The following is a 20,142-nucleotide window of genomic DNA, read 5'->3' on the forward strand; positions in this document are numbered from 1 at the left end:
ATGAGCCTTTACGCAACCACGTCCCACACCGTTGGGCCGTATTATCACATCGGCCTGACCTGGCTGAACCGCGAGGACCTGACCAGCGCCGCCACTCTCGGTGAACGTGTGGCGATCAGCGGGCAAGTGGTGGATGGCAACGGCGATGCGGTCAACGACGCCATGCTCGAAGTCTGGCAGGCCAACGCCGCCGGCAAATATGACCACCCCGAAGATGAGCAGGACAAGGCCGTCGACCCCAACTTCGAAGGGTTTGGGCGTGTGCCGGTGGATGCCGAGGGGCGTTTCCGCTTTACCACCATCAAGCCGGGCAGTGTGCCGGGGTTGAAGGGCACGACCCAGGCGCCGCATTTGGTGGTGCTGGTGTTTGCGCGGGGCTTGGTCAAGCACCTGTTGACGCGGATTTATTTTGACGGTGAAGCGCTGAACGGGGACGACCCGTTGCTGGCGTGTGTGCCGGCGCAGCGGCGCGGTACGCTGATTGCCAAGCCGGGGGATGATGGGGTGTATCAGTGGAATGTGATTTTGCAGGGGACAGATAAGGAAACGGTGTTTTTCGATTATTGAGTTGGCTGTAGGGCCCCATCGGGAGCAAGCCCCCGATGAGGCCGGCCCAGACTACACAGATCCAAAAGTCTGCTTGCGGAACATGGTTGTTGCAAAGTATGTCTAGGCTATAACCGTTCCCACTGAGTGAAAAAATCATGACCACAAAAACCAGTCATTACACCGGAGAAGAACGCAGTAAACGAATCTTTGCGATTGTCGGTGCCTCCTCCGGCAACCTGGTCGAATGGTTCGACTTCTACGTCTACGCCTTCTGCGCCATCTATTTTGCCCCGGCGTTTTTTCCATCTGACGACCCCACGGTGCAACTGCTCAACACCGCCGGCGTGTTCGCCGCCGGGTTCCTGATGCGGCCCATCGGCGGCTGGCTGTTTGGCCGCGTAGCCGACAAACACGGTCGCAAAAATTCGATGATGATCTCGGTGCTGATGATGTGCGCCGGTTCCCTGGTCATTGCCTTTTTACCCACCTACAAGGACATCGGCGCCTGGGCCCCGGCCCTGCTGCTGGTGGCGCGGCTGTTCCAGGGCTTGTCGGTGGGCGGTGAATACGGCACCACCGCCACCTACATGAGTGAAGTCGCGCTCAAGGGCCAGCGCGGCTTTTTCGCGTCGTTCCAATACGTGACCCTGATCGGCGGGCAACTGCTGGCGGTGCTGGTGGTGGTGATCCTGCAACAGGTCCTCAGCGAAGAAGAACTGCGGGCCTGGGGCTGGCGGATTCCCTTCGTGATCGGCGCGGTGGCGGCGCTGATCTCGCTGTTGCTGCGGCGCACCCTCAAGGAAACCACCAGCAAGGAGATCCGCCAGGACAAGGACGCCGGCAGCATCGTCGCGCTGTTTCGCGACCACGGCCGGGCGTTCATCACGGTGCTGGGCTACACCGCCGGTGGCTCGCTGATTTTCTACACCTTTACCACCTATATGCAGAAGTACCTGGTGAACACCGTCGGCATGCACGCCAAGACCGCGAGCTACATCATGACCGGCGCGCTGTTTCTGTATATGTGCATGCAGCCGCTGTTCGGCATGCTGGCCGACAAGATCGGCCGACGTAATTCAATGCTCTGGTTTGCCGGCCTGGGTACTCTGTTCACGGTGCCGATCCTGTTGACCCTGAAGACCGTCAGCAGCCCGTTCCTGGCCTTTGTATTGATCACCCTGGCGTTGGCGATCGTGAGTTTCTACACCTCGATCAGCGGGCTGGTCAAAGCCGAGATGTTCCCGCCTCAGGTGCGTGCCTTGGGCGTGGGCCTGGCGTATGCGGTGGCGAATGCGGTGTTTGGCGGTTCGGCGGAAGTCGTGGCGTTGAGCCTTAAATCCATTGGTATGGAAAACACCTTCTATTGGTATGTCACGGCGATGATGGCGGTGGCCTTCCTGTTCAGCCTGCGCCTGCCCAAGCAGGCCGCTTACCTGCACCACGATCTGTAAAGGACGAGTTATGACACTGCGCACGAGCAACCAACTGTTCGACGCCTACTTCACCGCCGACAGCATGGCCGAGGTGTTCTGCGACAGGGGACGTTTGCAGGGCATGCTGGATTTTGAGGCCGGGCTGGCCCGGGCGCAGGCGCGGGTGGGGTTGATCCCGCAGGCCGCTGTCGCGCCGATTGCCCAGGCGTGCCTGGCCTCGCTGTACGACGTGGATGCCCTGGGCGCCGCGATTGCCACGGCGGGCAATTCAGCGATTCCGCTGGTGAAGGCGCTGGGCAAGTTGATCGCCAGTGAAGATGCCGGGGCCGAGCGCTATGTGCACCTGGGCGCCACCAGCCAGGACGTGATGGACACTGGTTTGGTGCTGCAACTGCGGCGCGCGCTGGGATTGATCGAAACCGACCTGGCCCGTTTGGGTGACGTGCTGGCCGCCCAGGCCCAGCGTTACGCCGAGGTGCCAATGGCCGGGCGCACCTGGTTGCAGCACGCGACGCCCGTCACCCTGGGTATGAAAATCGCCGGTTGGCTGGGCGCGGTGACGCGCAGCCGGCAACGTCTCGCCGAACTCAAGCCGCGCCTGCTGGTGCTGCAGTTCGGCGGCGCCTCCGGGACCCTGGCGGCGCTCGGTGAACAGGCCATGCCGGTGGCCGAAGCCCTGGCGGCGGAGTTGCAGTTGGGCCTGCCCGAACAGCCCTGGCATACCCAGCGTGATCGCCTGGTGGAGTTCGCCGGCGTGCTGGGCCTGATTGCCGGCAGCCTCGGCAAACTGGGGCGGGACATCAGCCTGCTGATGCAAACCGAAGCGGCAGAAGTGTTTGAACCGTCGGCGCCGGGCAAGGGCGGTTCATCCACCATGCCGCACAAGCGCAACCCGGTCGGCGCCGCCGTACTGATCAGCACGGCGACCCGCGTGCCTGGCCTGGTGTCGACGATGTTCAGCGCCATGCCTCAGGAACACGAACGCAGCCTGGGCCTGTGGCATGCCGAATGGGAAACCCTGCCGGATATTTGCCGCCTGGTCTCGGGCGCGTTGCAACAGGCGCTGCTGGTGAGCGAAGGGTTGGAAGTCGACCCCGAGCGCATGCAGCATAACCTCGACCTGACCCAGGGCCTGGTGCTGGCCGAAGCGGTGAGTATCGTGCTCGCCCAGCGCCTGGGCCGTGAAACCGCGCACCACCTGCTGGAGCAATGCTGCAAGCGTGCCGTCGCAGCGGGGCGTCACCTGCGCGCCGTGCTGGCGGATGAAGCGCAGATCACCGCCGAACTCTCGGCGGCCGAACTGGACCGCCTGCTCGACCCCGCCCACTACCTGGGCCAGGCGCGCACCTGGGTCACGCGCGCGGTCACCGAACATTTTGCACTGACTGCCTGAGGAGGCCACTGTGGCATTTGTACAACTCGCCGAGGGCGAACTGCATTACCAACTCGATGGACCCGTCGATGCACCGGTGTTGGTGCTGTCCAACTCCCTGGGCACCGACCTGCATATGTGGGATCTGCAGGTCCCGGCCTTTACCGAGCATTTTCGCGTGCTGCGTTTCGATACCCGCGGTCATGGCAAATCCCTGGTGACCGAGGGCCCGTACAGCATCGAGCAGTTGGGCCACGACGTGATTGCGCTGCTGGATGCGCTGGATATTCAACGCGCGCACTTTTGCGGCCTGTCCATGGGCGGCCTGATCGGCCAATGGCTGGGGATCAACGGCGGCGAGCGTCTGCGGCGCCTGGTGGTGTGCAACACCGCCGCCAAGATCGGCACGCCGGACATCTGGAACCCGCGCATCGAAACGGTACTGCGCGACGGCGCGGCGGCGATGGTTGCGCTGCGCGATGCATCGATTGCACGCTGGTTCACCGCCGATTTCGCCGCGGCCAATCCGCACCAGGCCACGCGGATCACCGACATGCTCGCGGCCACCTCGCCGCAAGGCTATGCGGCCAATTGCGCGGCCGTGCGCGATGCGGATTTTCGCGAGCAGCTGTCTGCAATCAAGGTGCCGACCCTGGTGATTGCCGGCACTGAAGACGCCGTCACACCGCCTGCCGGTGGCCACTTTATCCAGCAGCGTGTGCAGGGCGCCGAGTATGCCGAGTTCCCTGCGGCCCACCTGTCGAATGTCCAGGCCGGTGCTGCGTTCAGCAATCGGGTGATTGAATTTCTGCTGGCCCGTTAAGGAGCTTTTTGTGGACGAGAAACAACGTTATGCCGAAGGCCTGCAAGTCCGTCGCGAGGTGTTGGGCGATGCCCATGTCGACCGCAGCCTCAATGCCCTGACCGAGTTCAACAGCGAATTCCAGGAAATGATCACCCGCCACGCCTGGGGTGACATCTGGACCCGCCCGGGCCTGCCTCGGCACACCCGCAGCCTGATCACCATCGCGATGCTGATCGGTATGAACCGCGCCGAAGAACTCAAGCTGCACCTGCGCGCTGCGGCCAGCAATGGCGTGACCCGCGCCGAGATCAAGGAAGTGCTGATGCAGAGCGCGATCTATTGCGGGATTCCGGCGGCGAATGCCACGTTCCACCTGGCGGAGTCGGTGTGGGATGAGTTGGGAGTGGAGTCCCGCCAGGACTGAAATACGCTAGAAAATGTGGAAGGGAGCAAGCCCCCTCCCACATGTTTGCTCTTCACAAGGGCTGTAGATCTCAGTGGGAATCGGCGTCCCACACCCAGTTCCACACACCCGGCAGATGCACTTGCTCGTTCACATCCTTCACCGTCCGCGCCAGCGCCGCGCGTTCCAGCGCGGCGTGGTCGGTGTAGAACGGCTCGGTCGCCGTCTTCATGCAGTTGATGCGGGCGCTGTCCATCAGGATCTGCAGGTATTCCTGCATGTGCCGCGCGGTGTAGCGGTTGATGTCGTGGAAGGTCACCACCACCGGTATCACGCCGTCCACTGTCGGCAACTCACCCAACGCAATATGCTCGCGCACCACCGACAGTTGTCGATACAGATTGGCGCGCCGGCGCGGGCTTGCGTTGAACCCCCAGATCTTGCCGTCGTTGGCGCTCAAATCGGTCAACAGGACGTGCATGCCATGGCGCTGATAGGCGGCGAAGGTGCGGCGGTCGTAGTTCCAGAACGGCGGGCGCACCAGGGTCGGTGGCGCACCGGTGATCGCCGCAATGTCGGCGGCGCCCTGGGTGAGGGTGCGCTCAAGCTCGGCGTCGTTCAGCCAGCGGTGGTTGGTATGAAACGCGGTGGCGGTGTGGAAGGCCAGCACATGCCCGCCCGCGTATTCGCGCTCCATGGTCTTGCGGCCGCGTGAACTGCCGCCGGAGCGAGTCGCTTCGGTCTGCAAAAAGAACACCGCCTTGATCCCCGGCAACACCGGGTTGTTGGCCAGGTCGGCGACCACCGAGCGGGTCGGGTTGTTGTAGCCCGACGCGCTGGGCCCGTCATCGAAGGTCAGCAGAAAGCGGATCGGCGCCTGGGCTTGCAAGCGTTGTTCGGTCTGCGGCGTCAATGCGACAGGCGCACCGATACAGCCACTGAGGCTCACGGCCAGGGCCAGCACGGCGGATGCGAGGGCAAAGGATTTCATGGTGGGTGCGGGCTCGAATAAGAGGCCGCCGCCGGGAAGAGCCAGCGGCGGCAGGCGCGCACGATACCGCAAGTGTCGCGCCGGTTTATAGCAGACTGAGCGGGTAACTGACGATCAACCGGTTTTCGTCGAACTCGTTGTTGCTGTAGTCACGCCGCATGCTGGAATTGCGCCAGCGCATGGTGAGGTTTTTCAGGCTGCCGCTTTGCACGGTGTAGCCCAATTCGCTTTCGCGACCCCACTCCTTGCCGTCGGTGATGGTGCCGGTGTGTACGTTGCTGCCGCTGATATAACGGTTCATCAAGGTCAGGCCCGGCACGCCAAGGGCGGCGAAGTTGTAGTCATGGCGCAACTGCCAGGATTTCTCCTGGGCATTGTCGTAGCTTGAGTTGTAGCTGTCGTTGGCCAGGGTGCCGCCGCTGGTGCCGTTGACACGCATCCAGGCACTGTTGCCGGTGAGTTTTTGCAGGCCCACGTAGAAGGTGTTGCCGCCGTATCTGGCCGAGAACAGGCCGGACCAGGTCTTGTTGTCCAGGTCGCCGGCGCGGGCGCTGCCGTCGTCCTTGCCATAGAAGAACCCGAGGTTGGCGCCCAGGGTCCAGTCGCCCAGAGGCTGGCTGTGGACCAGGTTGATGAACTGCTGACTGTAGATGTCCTTGAGCTGGGCATTCCACAGGCCAACCTGGGTGCGTTTGTCGTTGAAGGCGTATTCGCCGCCCTGGAAGTTGAAGCGGTCTGAGGTGAACGCGGGTTTACCGGTCATCGACAGGTCGTTCATGCTGCTGTCATCGCGCGGGCTGTTGGCGCGGAACTGGCCGCCATAGAGGGTCAGGCCGTCGATTTCCCTGGAGGTGATCTGCCCGCCGCGCAGGGTTTGCGGCAGGGAACGGCCGTCGTCGGAACGCAGGATCGGCAGCACCGGCATCCACTCGCCGACCTTGACTTCGGTCTTCGAAATACGCGCCTTGAACGCCACACCGAGACGGCCGAATGCATCCGCCGGACGGCCGTCATGGTCCAACGGCAGCAACTGGGTGCCACCGGTGCCACGCCCGCCGTCGAGCTTGAGCGAGTACAGACCCAAAACGTCCACACCAAAACCTACCGTGCCCTGGGTAAAGCCGGATTTGGCGTCGAGGATGAAACTCTGCGTCCACTCCTGCGCGCCGCCCTGGGTTTTGGTCGGGTTGGTGAAGTTGCGGTTGATGTAAAAGTTGCGCAGGTTGAGGTTGGCGCTGGCATCTTCGAGAAAGCCGTGCTCTTCGGCGAAGACCGGCAAGGCAGCACTGGCGACAGCGGCAGCCAGCAACAGCTGGCGAGGATGGAATGTGCTCATGGCGTCTGACCTGTTGTTATTGAGGTTATGCAGGTGGCGGCCATGGTGCTTGGCGGTGCGGGGGCGAAGAAAGTGGGGGAGAGCGGGTTGTGGGCGATGATCGAACGCAAGTTGCCGGGCTGGCGCCCGGCATTGCGCTATCGCTTGGGCAGGTCGAAGTGGGTCCAGGGCACGACGGGCAAATAGTGCTGGGCGGCCACGATCACCGCTACCATCACCACCAGGAACACGGCTTGCCATGGGCTCCAGAATGCCCAATGCAGGCCATTGAGCCAGGGGTAGCCTTCGCTGAACTTCTGGCTCATCTGGCCGATGCGCTTTTTGTGCAGCAGGTTGATCAGGATCATGCCGGCATAGGTGACCATGCCCAACACCCCCAGCATCAACCCGCAGGCCACCAGCATGATTGCCTGCGGTACGCCGTGGCGAATCACCAGCCAATATTGGTTGGGGTTCAGGCGCTTGGGGATCAGGTACTGGCTCAGCCACAGGTCCTGAACCCGGTAGACGGAGCTCATCCCGGCCCACATTTGAGTGACGCGAAAGCCGATCCCGGCCGGCACGAACGCCAGCAGCAGGAAGATGATCACCGCCGTCAGGTTCAGTGATTTCGTCTCTGTGTGGGCAATGCTCAGGCCGATGCCCAGTGCGAACACCGCCCACAACCGGATAAATACCTGGGTGTAGATCGGCCGCGGCACGAATTTGCGCCAGAAGAACAGGTCGGTGTGGGGCAGGCGTTCGGCCAGTTGCGGGTAGCGCCAGGTCAACACCTGCGCCAGGTGCTGGCAGGCGTTCCACTCGTTTTCGCCAAAGGTGTCGATGATGCGTTTTTGCTGCGTGGCCGACAGCGGGGTCAGCAACAGGCGCGCGGCCAACGCATCGGCAGCGTTGCGTCGCAAGTCCTGGGCCTTTTCTTGCAGGTTGGCGTAGAAGCTTTCCTGCTCGCAGCGCGACACCAGTTCACGCCACATCCACGCCGGTTCCGGGTACACGCCTTTCTGGTCGTCCCAGCCGAAGGCCTGGCACACACGTTCGAACAGCGGGACGCTCCACTGGGTGTTATGCAGCAGATGCAGGACGATGCGCTGCCACTGCTGCTGCAGGTCGAACACCCGCAGCCACGACTGGTTGTTGCAGTGAGTGAGTTGGGTGATGAACTCGCGCTCGGCCTTTTGCTCCAGCAGTTCCTGCAGGGCGCGGCGGTAGTCTTGCAACAGTTCGCCGGTCAGCGCTTCATGCTGCCAGGGGGTCATGGCCACCTGTTGCCATGGGGTCAGCCAGTCCAGATGCTGCGCCGCCCACCCGGCGATTGCACTGCGCTCACCCGGCACGTCGAAACAATGGCGCAGCAGACCTGCCTGGAACGCGTCGGCGCAGTCCTGTTGCCGCGCTTGGGCCCAGCGCTCATCGAGGTTGCCGATGGTGAGTCCACTGAGCAAGGCCTGCGCCGGGTTGGGCGCGGGCGCGTCGAAGGGCGCCGGACTCACGGGGCGCACGTCCATCCGTTCGGCCAGGTCGCCGAGGTTGTCGTGGGCCTGTTCGACCCGCGGCGCCTCGACGCTTTGCTCTGCCTCGTCGTCGGCTCGCCAGCGCGCCTCGTTCAAGGCTTGCTCGTAGGCTTCGCGCAGGCGTTGGAAGCCTGCGGCGTCGTCGTCCGGGCGGCAGCTTTTGAGCAACCGCGCATAGGTGCGCTTGATGGTGCGCTCGTCGGCATCTTCCGGCAGTTGCAATACGGCCCAACACTCCATGTGCTTTTCCCTCAGCGCCAGAACCCGTTGTCGAGCTGCTCAAGTTGACGGGTCAGTTCGCTGCGTGCCTCACGGATGCGGCGTTCGTCCTGGGTATCGAGCACCTGCTGGAATTGCGCAGCCCAGTGGCCGAGCTGCTCGCGCAGATCGCCGAGGCTTTCCTGGTAGAGCCGTTCAAGGCGCGCGGTGAGCACGGTGTTGACCTGTTGGTCGCGCGGGTGAACCTTCAACTGCGCCAGGGCTTGCAGGCGTTGCTGGATTTCCTGCGGGTTCAGCACGCCGGGGTTGTTCTCGATCACCAACGAATGTTGCTCGCCGGTCAGCGGGATATTCACCTGGGCTTCCAGCAGGCCGTTGTTGTCATAGGTGAAACGTACATCCAGCGCGACTTCACCGGCCTTGCGCTTGGGCACCGGAATCTCCAGCTGGCCCAGCTCGATGTTGTCTTTGACCAGGCGACTTTCGCCCTGGTAGATCTTCAGCAGGACGCGGGTCTGGTCATCGTGCAGGGTAAACACGCTTTTGACCCGACTCACCGGCACGCTGCTGTTGCGTTCGATCAACGGCAGGTAATGGCCGCTTTCGATATGGCCGCCGTACTGGTTCGAGGTTTCGATGCCCAGGGTGTAGGGGCACACATCGGTCAGCACCACTTCTTCAAGCGCAGCGGAACGCGCCTTGAGCGCCGCCTGGATCGCCGCGCCGTGGGCGACCACCTGGTCGGGGTCAAGGCTGATGGACGGGAAGCGCCCGAACAGTCCGGCGGCGAGTTTGCGCACCAGCGGCATGCGCGTGGTGCCGCCCACCAGCAGGATTTCATCGAGGTCGCCGACGCGAATCCGTGCATCGCGCAAGGCGCGTTCAATGGGCGCGCGCAGGCGTTCGAGCAGCGGCGTGTAGAGTTTGGCCAGTTCCTGTTGGGTGATGGTCTTGACCCATTGCTGGCCGTCGACGCGCAGGGTGAAGTCGGCGCTGTCGTCCTGGCCCAGGGCTTTGCGCACGCGCTCGGCCTCGCGGCGCAGGGCTTGCAGCACGCTGCTGGTGGGTGGGAAACCCGCGGCGGTGCGCTGGCTGTCGACGAAGTGTTCCAGCAACAGGGTGTCGAAGTCTTCGCCCCCGAGGAAGTTGTCACCGGCGCTGGCGCGCACTTCCATCACACCGTCGAACAGTTCGATGATCGACACGTCAAAGGTGCCGCCGCCGAGGTCGAACACCAGGAACGAGGTCTCCTTGTCGCGCTGATGCAGACCGTAGGCGAGGGCGGCGGCGGTGGGTTCGTTGATCAGCTTTTCGACGTTGAGCCCGGCCAGCTCACCGGCGATGCGCGTGGCCTTGCGCTGGCCGTCGCTGAAGTAGGCGGGCACGCTGATCACGGCTTCGGTGACGGTATGGCCGTAGGTGCGTTCGATGTCTTCCTTGAGGCTTTTGAGCACCAGCGCCGAGAGTTCTTCGGGGCGGAACGAACGATCGCCCAGGCGCACTTCGGTGGCGCTGCCCATGTAGCGTTTGAACAGCGATGTGGTCAGGTGCGGGTGGGTATGCAGACGCTCTTTGGCGGCCTGGCCGACCAGCACGCGACCCTGATCATCCAGCCCTACCACGCTTGGCGTGAGTAACTGGCCCAGGGCATTGGGCACCAGTTCGGCGGCATCACCACGCCAGACGGCCGCGAGGCTGTTGGTGGTCCCCAGGTCGATTCCTACGATCATTACGACAAGCTCCCTCTGTGGTCTGTAAGAATCTGTGACCAATTTTACCCCGAAAGGTTGACGAAAAAGCAAGGCGGCAGGTTTAGGGCGACTTGATACGACTCGTCGGGCATAGCTGATTAAATGTGGGAGTGGGTTTAAAAAAATGGCATAAAAAAACCGCCTCCTGGTAAGGAAGGCGGTTTTTTATTTACAGCGGTGCTATCAGAACAACTTCAGCTTCGGGGCTTCTTCTTTCAACGGCTCGTTCTTCGCGGTCTGCTCGTTCCAGCCGCCGCCGAGGGCCTTGTACAGGTTGACCTCGGCGGTCAGCTGCGCCAGGCGGTCGGTGATCAGCGATTGCTGGGCACTGAACAGTTGGCGCTGGGCGTCGAGGAAGGTCAGGTTGCTGTCGACTCCGATGCGGTAGCGACGCTCGGCCAGGCGGTAGTAATCCTGGTTGGCCGCGACGAAGCCACGCTGGGCATCCAGTTGCTGCTTGTAGGTCTCACGCGCGGCGAGGCCGTCGGAAACTTCCTGGAAGCCGGTCTGGATAGCCTTCTCGTAGTTGGCCACGTTGATCTCTTTCTGGATCTTCGAGTAGTCCAGGCTGGCGCGCAGGCTACCGGCGTTGAAGATCGGGATGTTGATCTGCGGCGCGAACGACCAGGTGCCCGAGCCGCCCTTGAACAGGCCGCCCAGTGTCGGGCTGGCGGTGCCGGCGCTGGCCGTCAGGCTGATGCTCGGGAAGAACGCGGCACGGGCCGCGCCGATGTTGGCGTTGGCCGCCTTGAGGTTGTACTCGGCCTGCACGATGTCGGGGCGACGTTGCAACAGGTCCGACGGCAACCCGGCCGGCACTTCACTGAGCAGGTCATCCGACAGCGGCTTGCTGGCGATATTGGCCGGCAGGCCAGTGCCCAGCAGCAGGGTCAGGCTGTTTTCGTCCTGGGCCACCTGACGGGTATAGCGCGCCAGGGCGACCCGGGCGTTTTCCACCGAGGTACGCGCCTGGCTCAGGTCGAGGGCCGAGGCCACGCCGACTTCGTTGCTGCGCGAGGTCAGCTTGAAGCTCTGTTCGTAAGCGCCCAGGGTGTCCTGGGTGAGCTTGAGCAGTTCCTTGTCCGCCTGCCAGGTCAGATAGGCGTTGGCCACACTGGCTACCAGGCTGATCTGGGTGCTGCGCCGCGCTTCTTCAGTGGCGAAGTACTTTTGCAGTGCTTCTTCACTCAGGCTGCGCACGCGGCCGAACAGGTCCAGCTCGTAGGAACTGATCCCCAGGCCCGCCGAGTACTGGCTGGCGATGGTCGCCTGACCGGACTGCGACAGCTTGGCCGGCGTACGCGAACGACTGCCGTTGCCCGTGGCTGAGACGGCCGGGAACAGGTCGGCGCGCTGGATCTGGTACTGCGCGGCATACGCGTCGATGTTGAGGGCCGCGACACGCAGGTCGCGGTTGTTCACCAGCGCGGTCTGGATCAGCTGTTGCAGTGCGGGGTCATGGAAAAACTGCTTCCAGCCCTGCTCGGCGGCGGTCTGGTTCGGCGCCTGGGCCGACGAATACGCCGGGCCTTGCGGGAACTGCGCCGCCACCGGCGCTTCGGGGCGCTGATAGTCAGGTATCAGCGAGCAGCCACTGAGCACGAATGCCGTGACGGCTAAGGAAAGTAGCGACTTGCTCATTGGCCAGCCTCTTTAGGAGTGTGCTTGGGTTCAGTCTGTTTACGCTCGCCTGCGGCGGACACGGTTGCAAAGAACAGTGGCACCCAGAAGATTGCCAGGACAGTGGCCGTGATCATACCGCCAATCACGCCGGTACCGATGGCGTGCTGGCTGCCGGAACCGGCGCCCGAGGAGATCGCCAGCGGCAGTACGCCGAGCACGAACGCCATGGAGGTCATGATGATCGGGCGCAGACGCATGCGGGATGCTTCGATGGCCGACTCGACGATGCCTTTGCCTTGTTCATGCAGTTCTTTGGCGAACTCGACGATCAGGATGGCGTTTTTCGCCGCCAGGCCCACCGTCACCAACAAGCCCACCTGGAAGAACACGTCGTTGGACAGGCCGCGCAGGCTGGTGGCGATCAACGCACCCACCACACCCAACGGCACTACCAGTACCACCGCGATCGGGATCGACCAGCTTTCGTACAGCGCCGCGAGACACAGGAACACCACCAGCAGCGACAGGGCATACAGCGCAGGCGCCTGGGAGCCGGACAGACGTTCCTCGTACGACAGACCCGTCCAGGCATAGCCCACGCCCGCCGGCAATTGCTTGGCGATGCGTTCGACTTCGGCCATGGCATCACCGGTACTGTAGCCCGGTGCCGGGGTACCGAGGATTTCCATCGCCGCAACACCGTTGTAGCGCGAGAGCTTGGGCGAACCGTAGATCCACTTGCCCGAAGAAATGGCCGACAGGGGCACCATCTTCCCGGAGTCGCTGCGTACGAACCACTTGTTCAGGTCTTCCGGGGACATCCGGCTGGCGGCGTCGCCCTGCACGTACACTTTCTTCACACGGCCACGGTCGATGAAGTCGTTGACGTAGCTGCCACCCAGGGCAATCGCCAGGGTCTGGTTGATGCTCGACAGCGTAATGCCTTGGGCACTGGCCTTCTCGTCGTCGACGGTGAGTTCGTACTGCGGCTCATCGTTCACGCCGTTGGGGCGCACACCGGCCAGGATCTTGCTCTGGGCGGCCATGCCGAGGAACTGGTTGCGCGCTTGCATCAGTTTTTCGTGGCCGACACCGCCCTGGTCCTGCAGGAACACGTCGAAGCCGGTGGCGTTACCCAATTCCAGAACCGAAGGCGGCACGATGGCAAAGACCATGGCGTCCTTGAAGGCCCCGAAGAAGTAACCCTGGGCACGCTTGGCCACTTCGAATACCGACTGCGAAGCGTCGCGCTCATCCCATGGCTTGAGCATCACGAACGCAAGGCCCGAGCTCTGGCCGCGACCGGCGAAGTTGAAGCCGTTGACGGTAAACACCGATTTCACGGCCTTGCCCTCACCGGGTTCGCCTTCCTTGTCGTTGAGCAGGAAAGCACGCATGTCGTCGATGACTTTTTGCGTACGTTCAGCCGAAGAACCGACCGGGGTCTGTACCTGGGCGAAGATCACACCCTGGTCTTCCTCGGGCAGGAACGCGCTTGGAATACGGGTGAACAGCCAGATCATGCCGACGAAGATGATCAGGTACACAAAGAACGCCGGGTACTTGTGCTTGATCATGTTGCCCACGCCGCGCTCGTAGCTGATAACGCCACGGTCGAAGGTGCGGTTGAACCAGCCGAAGAAACCACGCTTGGGTTGGCCGTGCTTCTCAGGGTCGATCGGCTTGAGCATGGTGGCGCACAAGGCCGGGGTGAAGATCAGGGCAACCAGTACCGACAGCGCCATGGCCGAAACGATGGTGATGGAGAACTGTTTGTAGATCACACCGGTGGAACCACCGAAGAACGCCATCGGCAGCAATACCGCCGACAGTACCAGCGCAATACCCACCAGGGCGCCCTGGATCTGGCCCATGGACTTGACCGTGGCTTCTTTGGGCGACAGGTGCTCCTCGGCCATCACCCGCTCGACGTTTTCCACCACCACGATGGCATCGTCCACCAGCAAGCCGATGGCCAGGATCATGCCGAACATGGTCAGGGTGTTGATGGTGAAACCGAACGCTGCCAGGATCCCGAAGGTACCCAGCAATACCACCGGTACCGTCATGGTGGTGATGATGGTGGCGCGGAAGTTCTGCAGGAACAGGAACATCACCAGGAACACCAGCACGATCGCTTCGACCAGGGTGTGTACCACGCCGGAGATCGATTCGGTCACCACCGGTGTGGTGTCATACGGCACCACGGCTTTCATGCCTGGCGGGAAGAACGGCTCCAGGGACGCCACGGTGGCCCGGATGGCCTTGGCGGTGTCCAGGGCGTTGGCGCCCGAGGCCAGTTTGATCGCCATGCCCGAAGCCGGCTTGCCGTTGAACTGCGCACTGATGCTGTAGTTCTGGCCGCCCAGTTCGATACGCGAGATGTCACGCAGGCGAACCTGCGAGCCATCGGCGTTGACCTTCATCAGGATCTTGCCGAACTCTTCTGCGGTTTGCAGGCGAGTCTTGCCGATGATGGTTGCGTTCAACTGGGTGCCGGGCAGGGCGGGCAGGCCACCCAATTGGCCGGTGGCCACCTGCACGTTCTGCGCGGAAATGGCGGTGCTGACGTCGACCGGTGTCAACTGGTAGTTGTTCAGCTTGGCCGGGTCCAGCCAGATACGCATGGCGTACTGCGAACCGAATACCTGAAAGTCACCGACACCCGCTGTGCGGGAAATCGGGTCCTGGATGTTGGACACAATGTAGTTGGACAGGTCGTCCTTGGTCATGCTGCCGTCTTCCGACACCAGACCGATCACCATCAGGAAGTTCTTCACCGACTTGGTCACGCGGATACCCTGCTGCTGCACTTCTTGAGGCAGCAGTGGGGTCGCCAGGTTCAGCTTGTTCTGCACCTGGACCTGGGCGATGTCCGGGTTGGTACCCTGGTTGAACGTCGCGGTGATGGTCATGCTGCCGTCGGAGTTACTGTCCGAGGCGACATAACGCAGGTTGTCGATACCGTTGAGCTGTTGCTCGATGACCTGCACCACGGTGTCCTGCACGGTTTGTGCGGACGCGCCTGGGTAGGTCACCTGGATATCAATAGCGGTCGGCGCGATGGCCGGGTACTGGTTGATGGGCAACTTCAGGATCGACAGTGTCCCGACCAGCATGATCACCAGGGCAATTACCCAGGCGAAAATGGGACGGTCGATAAAAAATTTCGACATGGGTTATTCCCCTTTGCCAGCAGCGGCAGCAGGAGCGGAACCGGCGGGCTTGGCGTTGTCAGCGTCCTTGACCTTGACTTCGATGCCCGGCTTGATGAACTGCAGGCCTTCGGTGATCACACGGTCGCCGGCATCCAGGCCTTTTTCCACCAGCCAGTAGGCGCCGTCGGTGCGGTTGGCCACCAGGGTGCGTTGCTCGACCTTGTTGTCCTTGGTCACCACCAGCGCCGTCGGAATGCCCTTGATGTCGCGGGTCACGCCTTGCTGCGGTGCCAGGATGGCCTTGCTGTTCACACCGGCTTGCAACTGGGCGTGTACGAACATGCCCGGCAACAGGTTGTGGTCAGGGTTGGGGAACACGGCGCGCAGGGTCACCGAACCGGTGGTCTGGTCGACCGACACTTCGGAGAACTCCAGCTTGCCTTCCTGGCCGTAGTCGCTGCCATCTTCCAGGGTCAGCTTGACCTTGGCGGCATTGGCGCCGGCTTTTTCCAGCTGGCCGCTTTCCAGGTCGCGGCGCAGTTTGAGCATTTCAGCGGACGACTGCGTCACATCGACGTAGATCGGGTCCAGTTGCTGGATCACCGCCATGGCATCGGCCTGGCCATTGCTGACCAGCGCGCCTTCGGTCACCGAAGAACGGCCGATACGCCCGGAGATCGGCGCGAACACTTTGGTGTAACGCACGTTGATCTGGGCCGTTTGAACGTTTGCTTCGGCGGTCATGCGGTTGGCGACGGCGGTGTCGTATTCCTGGCGGCTGACGGCTTGTTCATCGACCAACTGCTTGTAGCGGTCGGTGATGGACTTGGTCTGGGTCAGGGTGGCTTGTGCGCTTTTCAGGGTCGCGTCGTACACCGACGGGTCGATCTGATAAAGCTGCTGGCCTTCCTTCACGTCCGCGCCTTCTTTGAACAGGCGCTTGAGAATGATGCCATTGACCTGTGGGCGAACTTCCGCGATGCGGTAGGCGGTGGTGCGGCCTGGCAGCTCGGATGTCAGGGTATAGGCTTGCGGTTGAATGGTGACCACGCCGACCTGAGGGATTTGAGCGGGCGGAGCCGCTTCTTCCTTTTTACATCCGCTGAGCAGCGATGCCAGGGCGACGGCAGTGACCAGAGCGGTAACAGCTGGCTTAAGTTGCATGAAGATCCTCGGGTCAGGCGCGCAGGGTGCGCACAAGAAGTGTGGAAGGGTAAAAAACAAACGGCGAGTAGATAAGTAGCTTGCTACGCAATATACTTACGTTCATGGTTGTTTGTAAACTCTTGACAGGTTTCGCGCAATGTTGACAAAGCAACGTTCGAAACCTCGATTTCATTACGTTCGGCACCCATGACGGTGTTCGTCCCACAAAATTCTCTGATGATCGTTAACGTCTATTAACGCTGCGTTAACGATAGTCTCAAGTGTCCTGATTGAGGTTGTACTGCCATGGTTCGTCGCACCAAAGAGGAAGCTCAGGAAACGCGCAGCCAAATTCTCGATGCCGCCGAGCACGCTTTTTACGAGCGCGGCGTTGCGCGGACTACGTTGGCGGATATCGCCGCGTTGGCCGGTGTGACGCGGGGCGCCATCTACTGGCACTTCAGCAATAAATCCGATCTGCTGCAGGCGCTGCTCGATACCTTGCATGAGCCGCTGGATGAGTTGGCCAGGGCCAGCGAAAGCGAGGATGAGCTCGACCCGCTGGGCTGCATGCGCAAGCTGCTGATTCATCTGTTTCATCAAGTGGCCCTGGACCCGAAAACCCGGCGCATCAACGAGATTTTGTTTCATAAGTGCGAATTCACCGATGAAATGTGTGACATGCGCCGCCAGCGCCAGACCCACAGCCTGGAATGCAACCTGCGCATCGGCCTGACACTGCGTAACGCGGTCCATCGCGGACAGCTTCCGGAAAATCTCGACACTACCCGCGCCGCCGTGTGCATTCATGCCTACATCAACGGGCTGATCGGTCAATGGTTGCTGGTACCCGACAGCTTCCAGTTGCACCAGGAAGCCGAACGCTGGGTGGACGCGGGGCTCGATATGCTGCGCTTGAGCCCCAGCCTGCGCAATTGAGACAAAATGCGTAATTGCATCAGGTTGTGTCAACAGTAAAGCCCAAGGACAGTCAATCGTCCTTCTGCCTGATAGGTGGGGTGACTTTATATACGGGCTGGCGGGCGGTTGATAGGTAGCCGCCTAAGTATTTTGTAGGGATTTTGTTGCGGTTCTGTGAAGCGATGTTACCAAACGGATACATGCGGTCAAAACGTGGGAGGGGCGGTGCCCCTCCCACATTTGGTTTGCGTTTCAGGTGATTACAGCGTCGGATAATCGATGTAACCCACCGCGCCCTTGCCGTAGAAGGTTTCCGGATGCGCTTCGTTCAGCGGCGCATCGGCCTTCAAGCGCGCCGGCAAATCCGGGTTGGCAATGAACGGTACGCCAAACGCCACCGCGTCCGCCTTGCCCTCCGCCAGCCACGCGTTGGCGCTGTCCTTGGTGAAGCGCTCGTTGGCGATGTACACGCCGCCGAAGGCTTTCTTCAGTTGTGGACCGAGGCTGTCGGCGCCTTCTTTCTCGCGCGAGCAGATAAACCCGATGCCGCGCTTGCCCAGTTCGCTGGCGACGTAGGTGAAGGTTTCCGCCAGGTTGTCATCACCCATGTCATGGGCATCCGCACGCGGTGCCAGATGCACACCCACACGGCCGGCGCCCCAGACTTCGATGGCGGCATCGGTCACTTCCAGCAGCAGGCGCGCGCGGTTTTCCAGGGAGCCACCGTAGTTGTCGGTGCGCTGGTTGGTGCTGCTTTGCAGGAACTGGTCGAGCAGGTAGCCGTTGGCACCGTGGATTTCCACGCCGTCAAAGCCGGCCGCCTTGGCGTTTTCGGCACCGGTGCGGTAAGCGTCGACAATGTCGGCGATTTCAGCGGTTTCCAGGGCGCGCGGCGTCGGGTAGTCGGCCAGCGGACGCACCAGGCTGACATGGCCCTTGGCTTGAATCGCGCTCGGCGCCACCGGGGTTTCGCCGTTCAGGTACGACTCATGGGAGATGCGGCCCACGTGCCACAGTTGCAGGAAGATCTTGCCGCCCGCGCCGTGCACGGCCTTGGTCACGTTGGCCCAGCCGCGTACCTGATCGTTGACCAGATGCCCGGCGTGTCCGGGTAGCCTACGCCCAGCGGCGTCACGGAAGTGGCCTCGCTGAGGATCAGCCCGGCGGAGGCACGCTGCACGTAGTACTCGGCCATCAGCGCGTTGGGCACGCGGCCTTCATCGGCACGGCAGCGGGTCAGCGGCGCCATGATGATGCGGTTCGACAGTTGCAGGTCGCCCAGTGTGATCGGATCGAAAATAGTCGTCATGAGATAACACCCTTCAAGTGAGTTGATCAGTTGGTCGCAGGGGCCAGGTCGGCGTCGCCGCTCTGACGGAAAGTAATCAGGGTCACCAGCAGCGCAAGGATCGCCAGGGCCGCCGCCGCCAAAGGCACGCTGGTCAGGCCGAAACCGTGGGCGATTACGCTGCCGCCGACCCAGGCGCCGAGGGCGTTGCCGATGTTGAAGGCGCCGATGTTCAAGGTGGACACCAGGTTCGGTGCGGCCTTGCCGAAGGTCACCACGTTGATCTGCAGCGCCGGCACGGCGGCAAACGAGGCGGTGGCCCACAGGAACAGGGTGATTTCAGTCGGGATCACCGCGACGCTGGTCCAGCTCAGCGCGGTGGTCACCACGGCCATGCTGATAAACACGCCGATCAGGGTGGCCGCCAGGCGCTTGTCGGCCAGCTTGCCGCCGATGATGTTGCCGACGGTGAGGCCCAGGCCGATCAACAGCAGCGTCCAGGTCACCCCTTTGGGCGACACGCCGGTGACATCGCCGAGCAGCGGCGCAACGTAAGTGAAGAGGGTGAACATGGACGCGGCGAACAGCGCGGTCATGCTCAGCGACAACCAGATACCGGCACCCTTGAGGGCCGCCAGTTCGGCGCGCATATTGAGTTTTTCTTCGTCACGCTTGGCCGGCAGGAAGCGGATCAGGCCGATCAGCGCGACCACACCAATCACTGTCACGGCCCAGAAGGTCGAGCGCCAGCCGGCTTGCTGGCCCAGCGCGGTGCCCAGCGGCACACCGAGCACGTTGGCCAGGGTCAAACCGGTGAACATCAGGGCCACGGCCGAAGCGCGTTTGTTGGCCGGCACCAGGTTGGCGGCGACCACCGAACCGATTCCGAAGAACGCGCCATGGCACAGTGCGGTGACCACACGGGCAACCATCAGCACGTTGTAGTCACTGGCCAGGGCGCAGAGCAGGTTGCCGATAATGAAGATCCCCATCAACGCTACCAGGGCCGCCTTGCGTGGCAACCTGGCGGTGGCCAGAGCCATGAATGGCGCGCCGATGGCGACGCCCAGGGCGTAGCCGGTGACCAGCCAGCCGGCGCCGGGAATCGACACGCCGAGGTCCGCCGCCACATCGGGCAGCAAGCCCATGATGACGAATTCGGTGGTGCCGATGGCGAAGGCGCTCAGGGCCAGGATAAGTAGCGAGAGAGGCATTTTCGTGTCCTTTACAGCGGCGCGCTGATTTCAGCGCTGAGTTCAGTGATAAGCGCCGCGAGGAAGGCTTGGATCACGTCCTCATTGCGCTTGAAAAAATGCCACTGCCCGGCCTTCTGGCTGCTGATAAGTCCCGCCCGTTGCAAGGTGGCCAGGTGGGCCGACACGGTTGACTGGGACAAGCCGCAGCGCTGGTCGATCTGCCCGGCACAGATGCCGTATTCGTGGTTGTGCAGTTGCTCGGGGAACTGCACTTTCGGGTCTTTGAGCCAGGTGAGGATGTCTCGTCGTACTGGGTGCGCCAGGGCTTTTATTATTTCGTCGAGGTCGATGGACATGGCAGTTGCTCGGTGGCTTGAAGCGTTATATCGCGATGAGGCGAACTTTAAATCGCTATATCCCGATATACCAATATGATTTTG

15 protein-coding genes and 1 pseudogene are annotated in these 20,142 nt (G+C 62.2%); 6 read left to right on the plus strand and 10 right to left on the minus strand.

Translation table 11 applies throughout. The annotated features are described in order from the left end of the window. The 5 genes from pcaG (at window position 1) to pcaC (ending at window position 4,583) form a co-directional block, all read left to right on the plus strand. Complete coding sequence (gene pcaG, locus PSH66_RS07365) at window positions 1-567, plus strand: protocatechuate 3,4-dioxygenase subunit alpha (protein ID WP_003172397.1); 567 nt, start codon at window positions 1-3, stop codon at window positions 565-567. Window positions 568-704: 137 nt separating this feature from the next. After that, the gene (locus PSH66_RS07370; RefSeq protein WP_003172398.1) at window positions 705-2,000 is read left to right on the plus strand and encodes an MFS family transporter; all 1,296 of its coding nucleotides are present in this window, start codon (window positions 705-707) and stop codon (window positions 1,998-2,000) included. 10 nt (window positions 2,001-2,010) lie between these two features. Then, complete coding sequence (locus PSH66_RS07375; protein ID WP_003172399.1) at window positions 2,011-3,375, plus strand: 3-carboxy-cis,cis-muconate cycloisomerase; 1,365 nt, start codon at window positions 2,011-2,013, stop codon at window positions 3,373-3,375. 10 nt (window positions 3,376-3,385) lie between these two features. Then, window positions 3,386-4,177 carry a 3-oxoadipate enol-lactonase gene (gene pcaD / locus PSH66_RS07380; protein ID WP_305428648.1) on the plus strand — a complete coding sequence of 264 codons (792 nt, stop codon included), beginning with the start codon at window positions 3,386-3,388 and terminating at the stop codon, window positions 4,175-4,177. A gap of 10 nt (window positions 4,178-4,187) precedes the next feature. Next, the gene (pcaC, locus tag PSH66_RS07385) at window positions 4,188-4,583 is read left to right on the plus strand and encodes a 4-carboxymuconolactone decarboxylase (protein WP_003172401.1); all 396 of its coding nucleotides are present in this window, start codon (window positions 4,188-4,190) and stop codon (window positions 4,581-4,583) included. Between the two features lie 70 nt (window positions 4,584-4,653). On the opposite strand, the gene PSH66_RS07390 is transcribed toward pcaC, so the two are convergent. The 7 genes from PSH66_RS07390 to PSH66_RS07420 all read right to left on the minus strand — a co-directional run bounded on the left by PSH66_RS07390 (window position 4,654) and on the right by PSH66_RS07420 (window position 16,315). Beyond that, window positions 4,654-5,553: a polysaccharide deacetylase family protein gene (locus PSH66_RS07390; RefSeq protein ID WP_305429584.1), complete on the minus strand. Its 900-nt coding sequence runs from the start codon at window positions 5,551-5,553 to the stop codon at window positions 4,654-4,656. A gap of 85 nt (window positions 5,554-5,638) precedes the next feature. After that, window positions 5,639-6,889 (minus strand): OprD family porin, encoded by a 1,251-nt coding sequence (locus PSH66_RS07395; RefSeq protein ID WP_305428649.1) that lies wholly within the window; start codon window positions 6,887-6,889, stop codon window positions 5,639-5,641. 137 nt (window positions 6,890-7,026) lie between these two features. Then, window positions 7,027-8,640 carry a J domain-containing protein gene (locus PSH66_RS07400; RefSeq protein WP_305428650.1) on the minus strand — a complete coding sequence of 538 codons (1,614 nt, stop codon included), beginning with the start codon at window positions 8,638-8,640 and terminating at the stop codon, window positions 7,027-7,029. Window positions 8,641-8,651: 11 nt separating this feature from the next. Next, window positions 8,652-10,349: a molecular chaperone HscC gene (locus PSH66_RS07405; RefSeq protein ID WP_078823567.1), complete on the minus strand. Its 1,698-nt coding sequence runs from the start codon at window positions 10,347-10,349 to the stop codon at window positions 8,652-8,654. Window positions 10,350-10,553: 204 nt separating this feature from the next. After that, window positions 10,554-12,011, minus strand: coding sequence for an AdeC/AdeK/OprM family multidrug efflux complex outer membrane factor (gene adeC / locus PSH66_RS07410; RefSeq protein WP_078731944.1), 1,458 nt, complete (start codon window positions 12,009-12,011; stop codon window positions 10,554-10,556). Beyond that, on the minus strand, window positions 12,008-15,169 hold the full coding sequence (locus PSH66_RS07415) for an efflux RND transporter permease subunit (protein WP_078823568.1): 3,162 nt from the start codon (window positions 15,167-15,169) through the stop codon (window positions 12,008-12,010). Before PSH66_RS07415 ends, adeC begins: the two co-directional genes overlap by 4 nt. 3 nt (window positions 15,170-15,172) lie before the next feature. Further along, entirely contained in the window at window positions 15,173-16,315 is a 1,143-nt protein-coding gene (locus PSH66_RS07420) for an efflux RND transporter periplasmic adaptor subunit (RefSeq protein WP_003172408.1), read from the minus strand. A gap of 288 nt (window positions 16,316-16,603) precedes the next feature. Between PSH66_RS07420 and PSH66_RS07425 the strand changes: the two genes are divergently transcribed. Further along, the gene (locus PSH66_RS07425; RefSeq protein WP_003172409.1) at window positions 16,604-17,236 is read left to right on the plus strand and encodes a TetR family transcriptional regulator; all 633 of its coding nucleotides are present in this window, start codon (window positions 16,604-16,606) and stop codon (window positions 17,234-17,236) included. A gap of 242 nt (window positions 17,237-17,478) precedes the next feature. Here PSH66_RS07425 and PSH66_RS07430 read toward each other — a convergent pair. The 3 genes and pseudogenes from PSH66_RS07430 to PSH66_RS07440 all read right to left on the minus strand — a co-directional run bounded on the left by PSH66_RS07430 (window position 17,479) and on the right by PSH66_RS07440 (window position 20,058). Then, a pseudogene (locus PSH66_RS07430) lies at window positions 17,479-18,527 on the minus strand (alkene reductase). A gap of 26 nt (window positions 18,528-18,553) precedes the next feature. Beyond that, window positions 18,554-19,720: an MFS transporter gene (locus PSH66_RS07435; RefSeq protein WP_003172411.1), complete on the minus strand. Its 1,167-nt coding sequence runs from the start codon at window positions 19,718-19,720 to the stop codon at window positions 18,554-18,556. 11 nt (window positions 19,721-19,731) lie between these two features. Further along, window positions 19,732-20,058 (minus strand): helix-turn-helix transcriptional regulator, encoded by a 327-nt coding sequence (locus PSH66_RS07440; RefSeq protein ID WP_042944312.1) that lies wholly within the window; start codon window positions 20,056-20,058, stop codon window positions 19,732-19,734. Between the last annotated feature and the right edge of the window lie 84 nt (window positions 20,059-20,142).

Source organism: Pseudomonas sp. FP597 (assembly GCF_030687435.1).
In the GTDB taxonomy this organism is placed as follows: Bacteria; Pseudomonadota; Gammaproteobacteria; order Pseudomonadales; family Pseudomonadaceae; genus Aquipseudomonas; species Aquipseudomonas lactucae.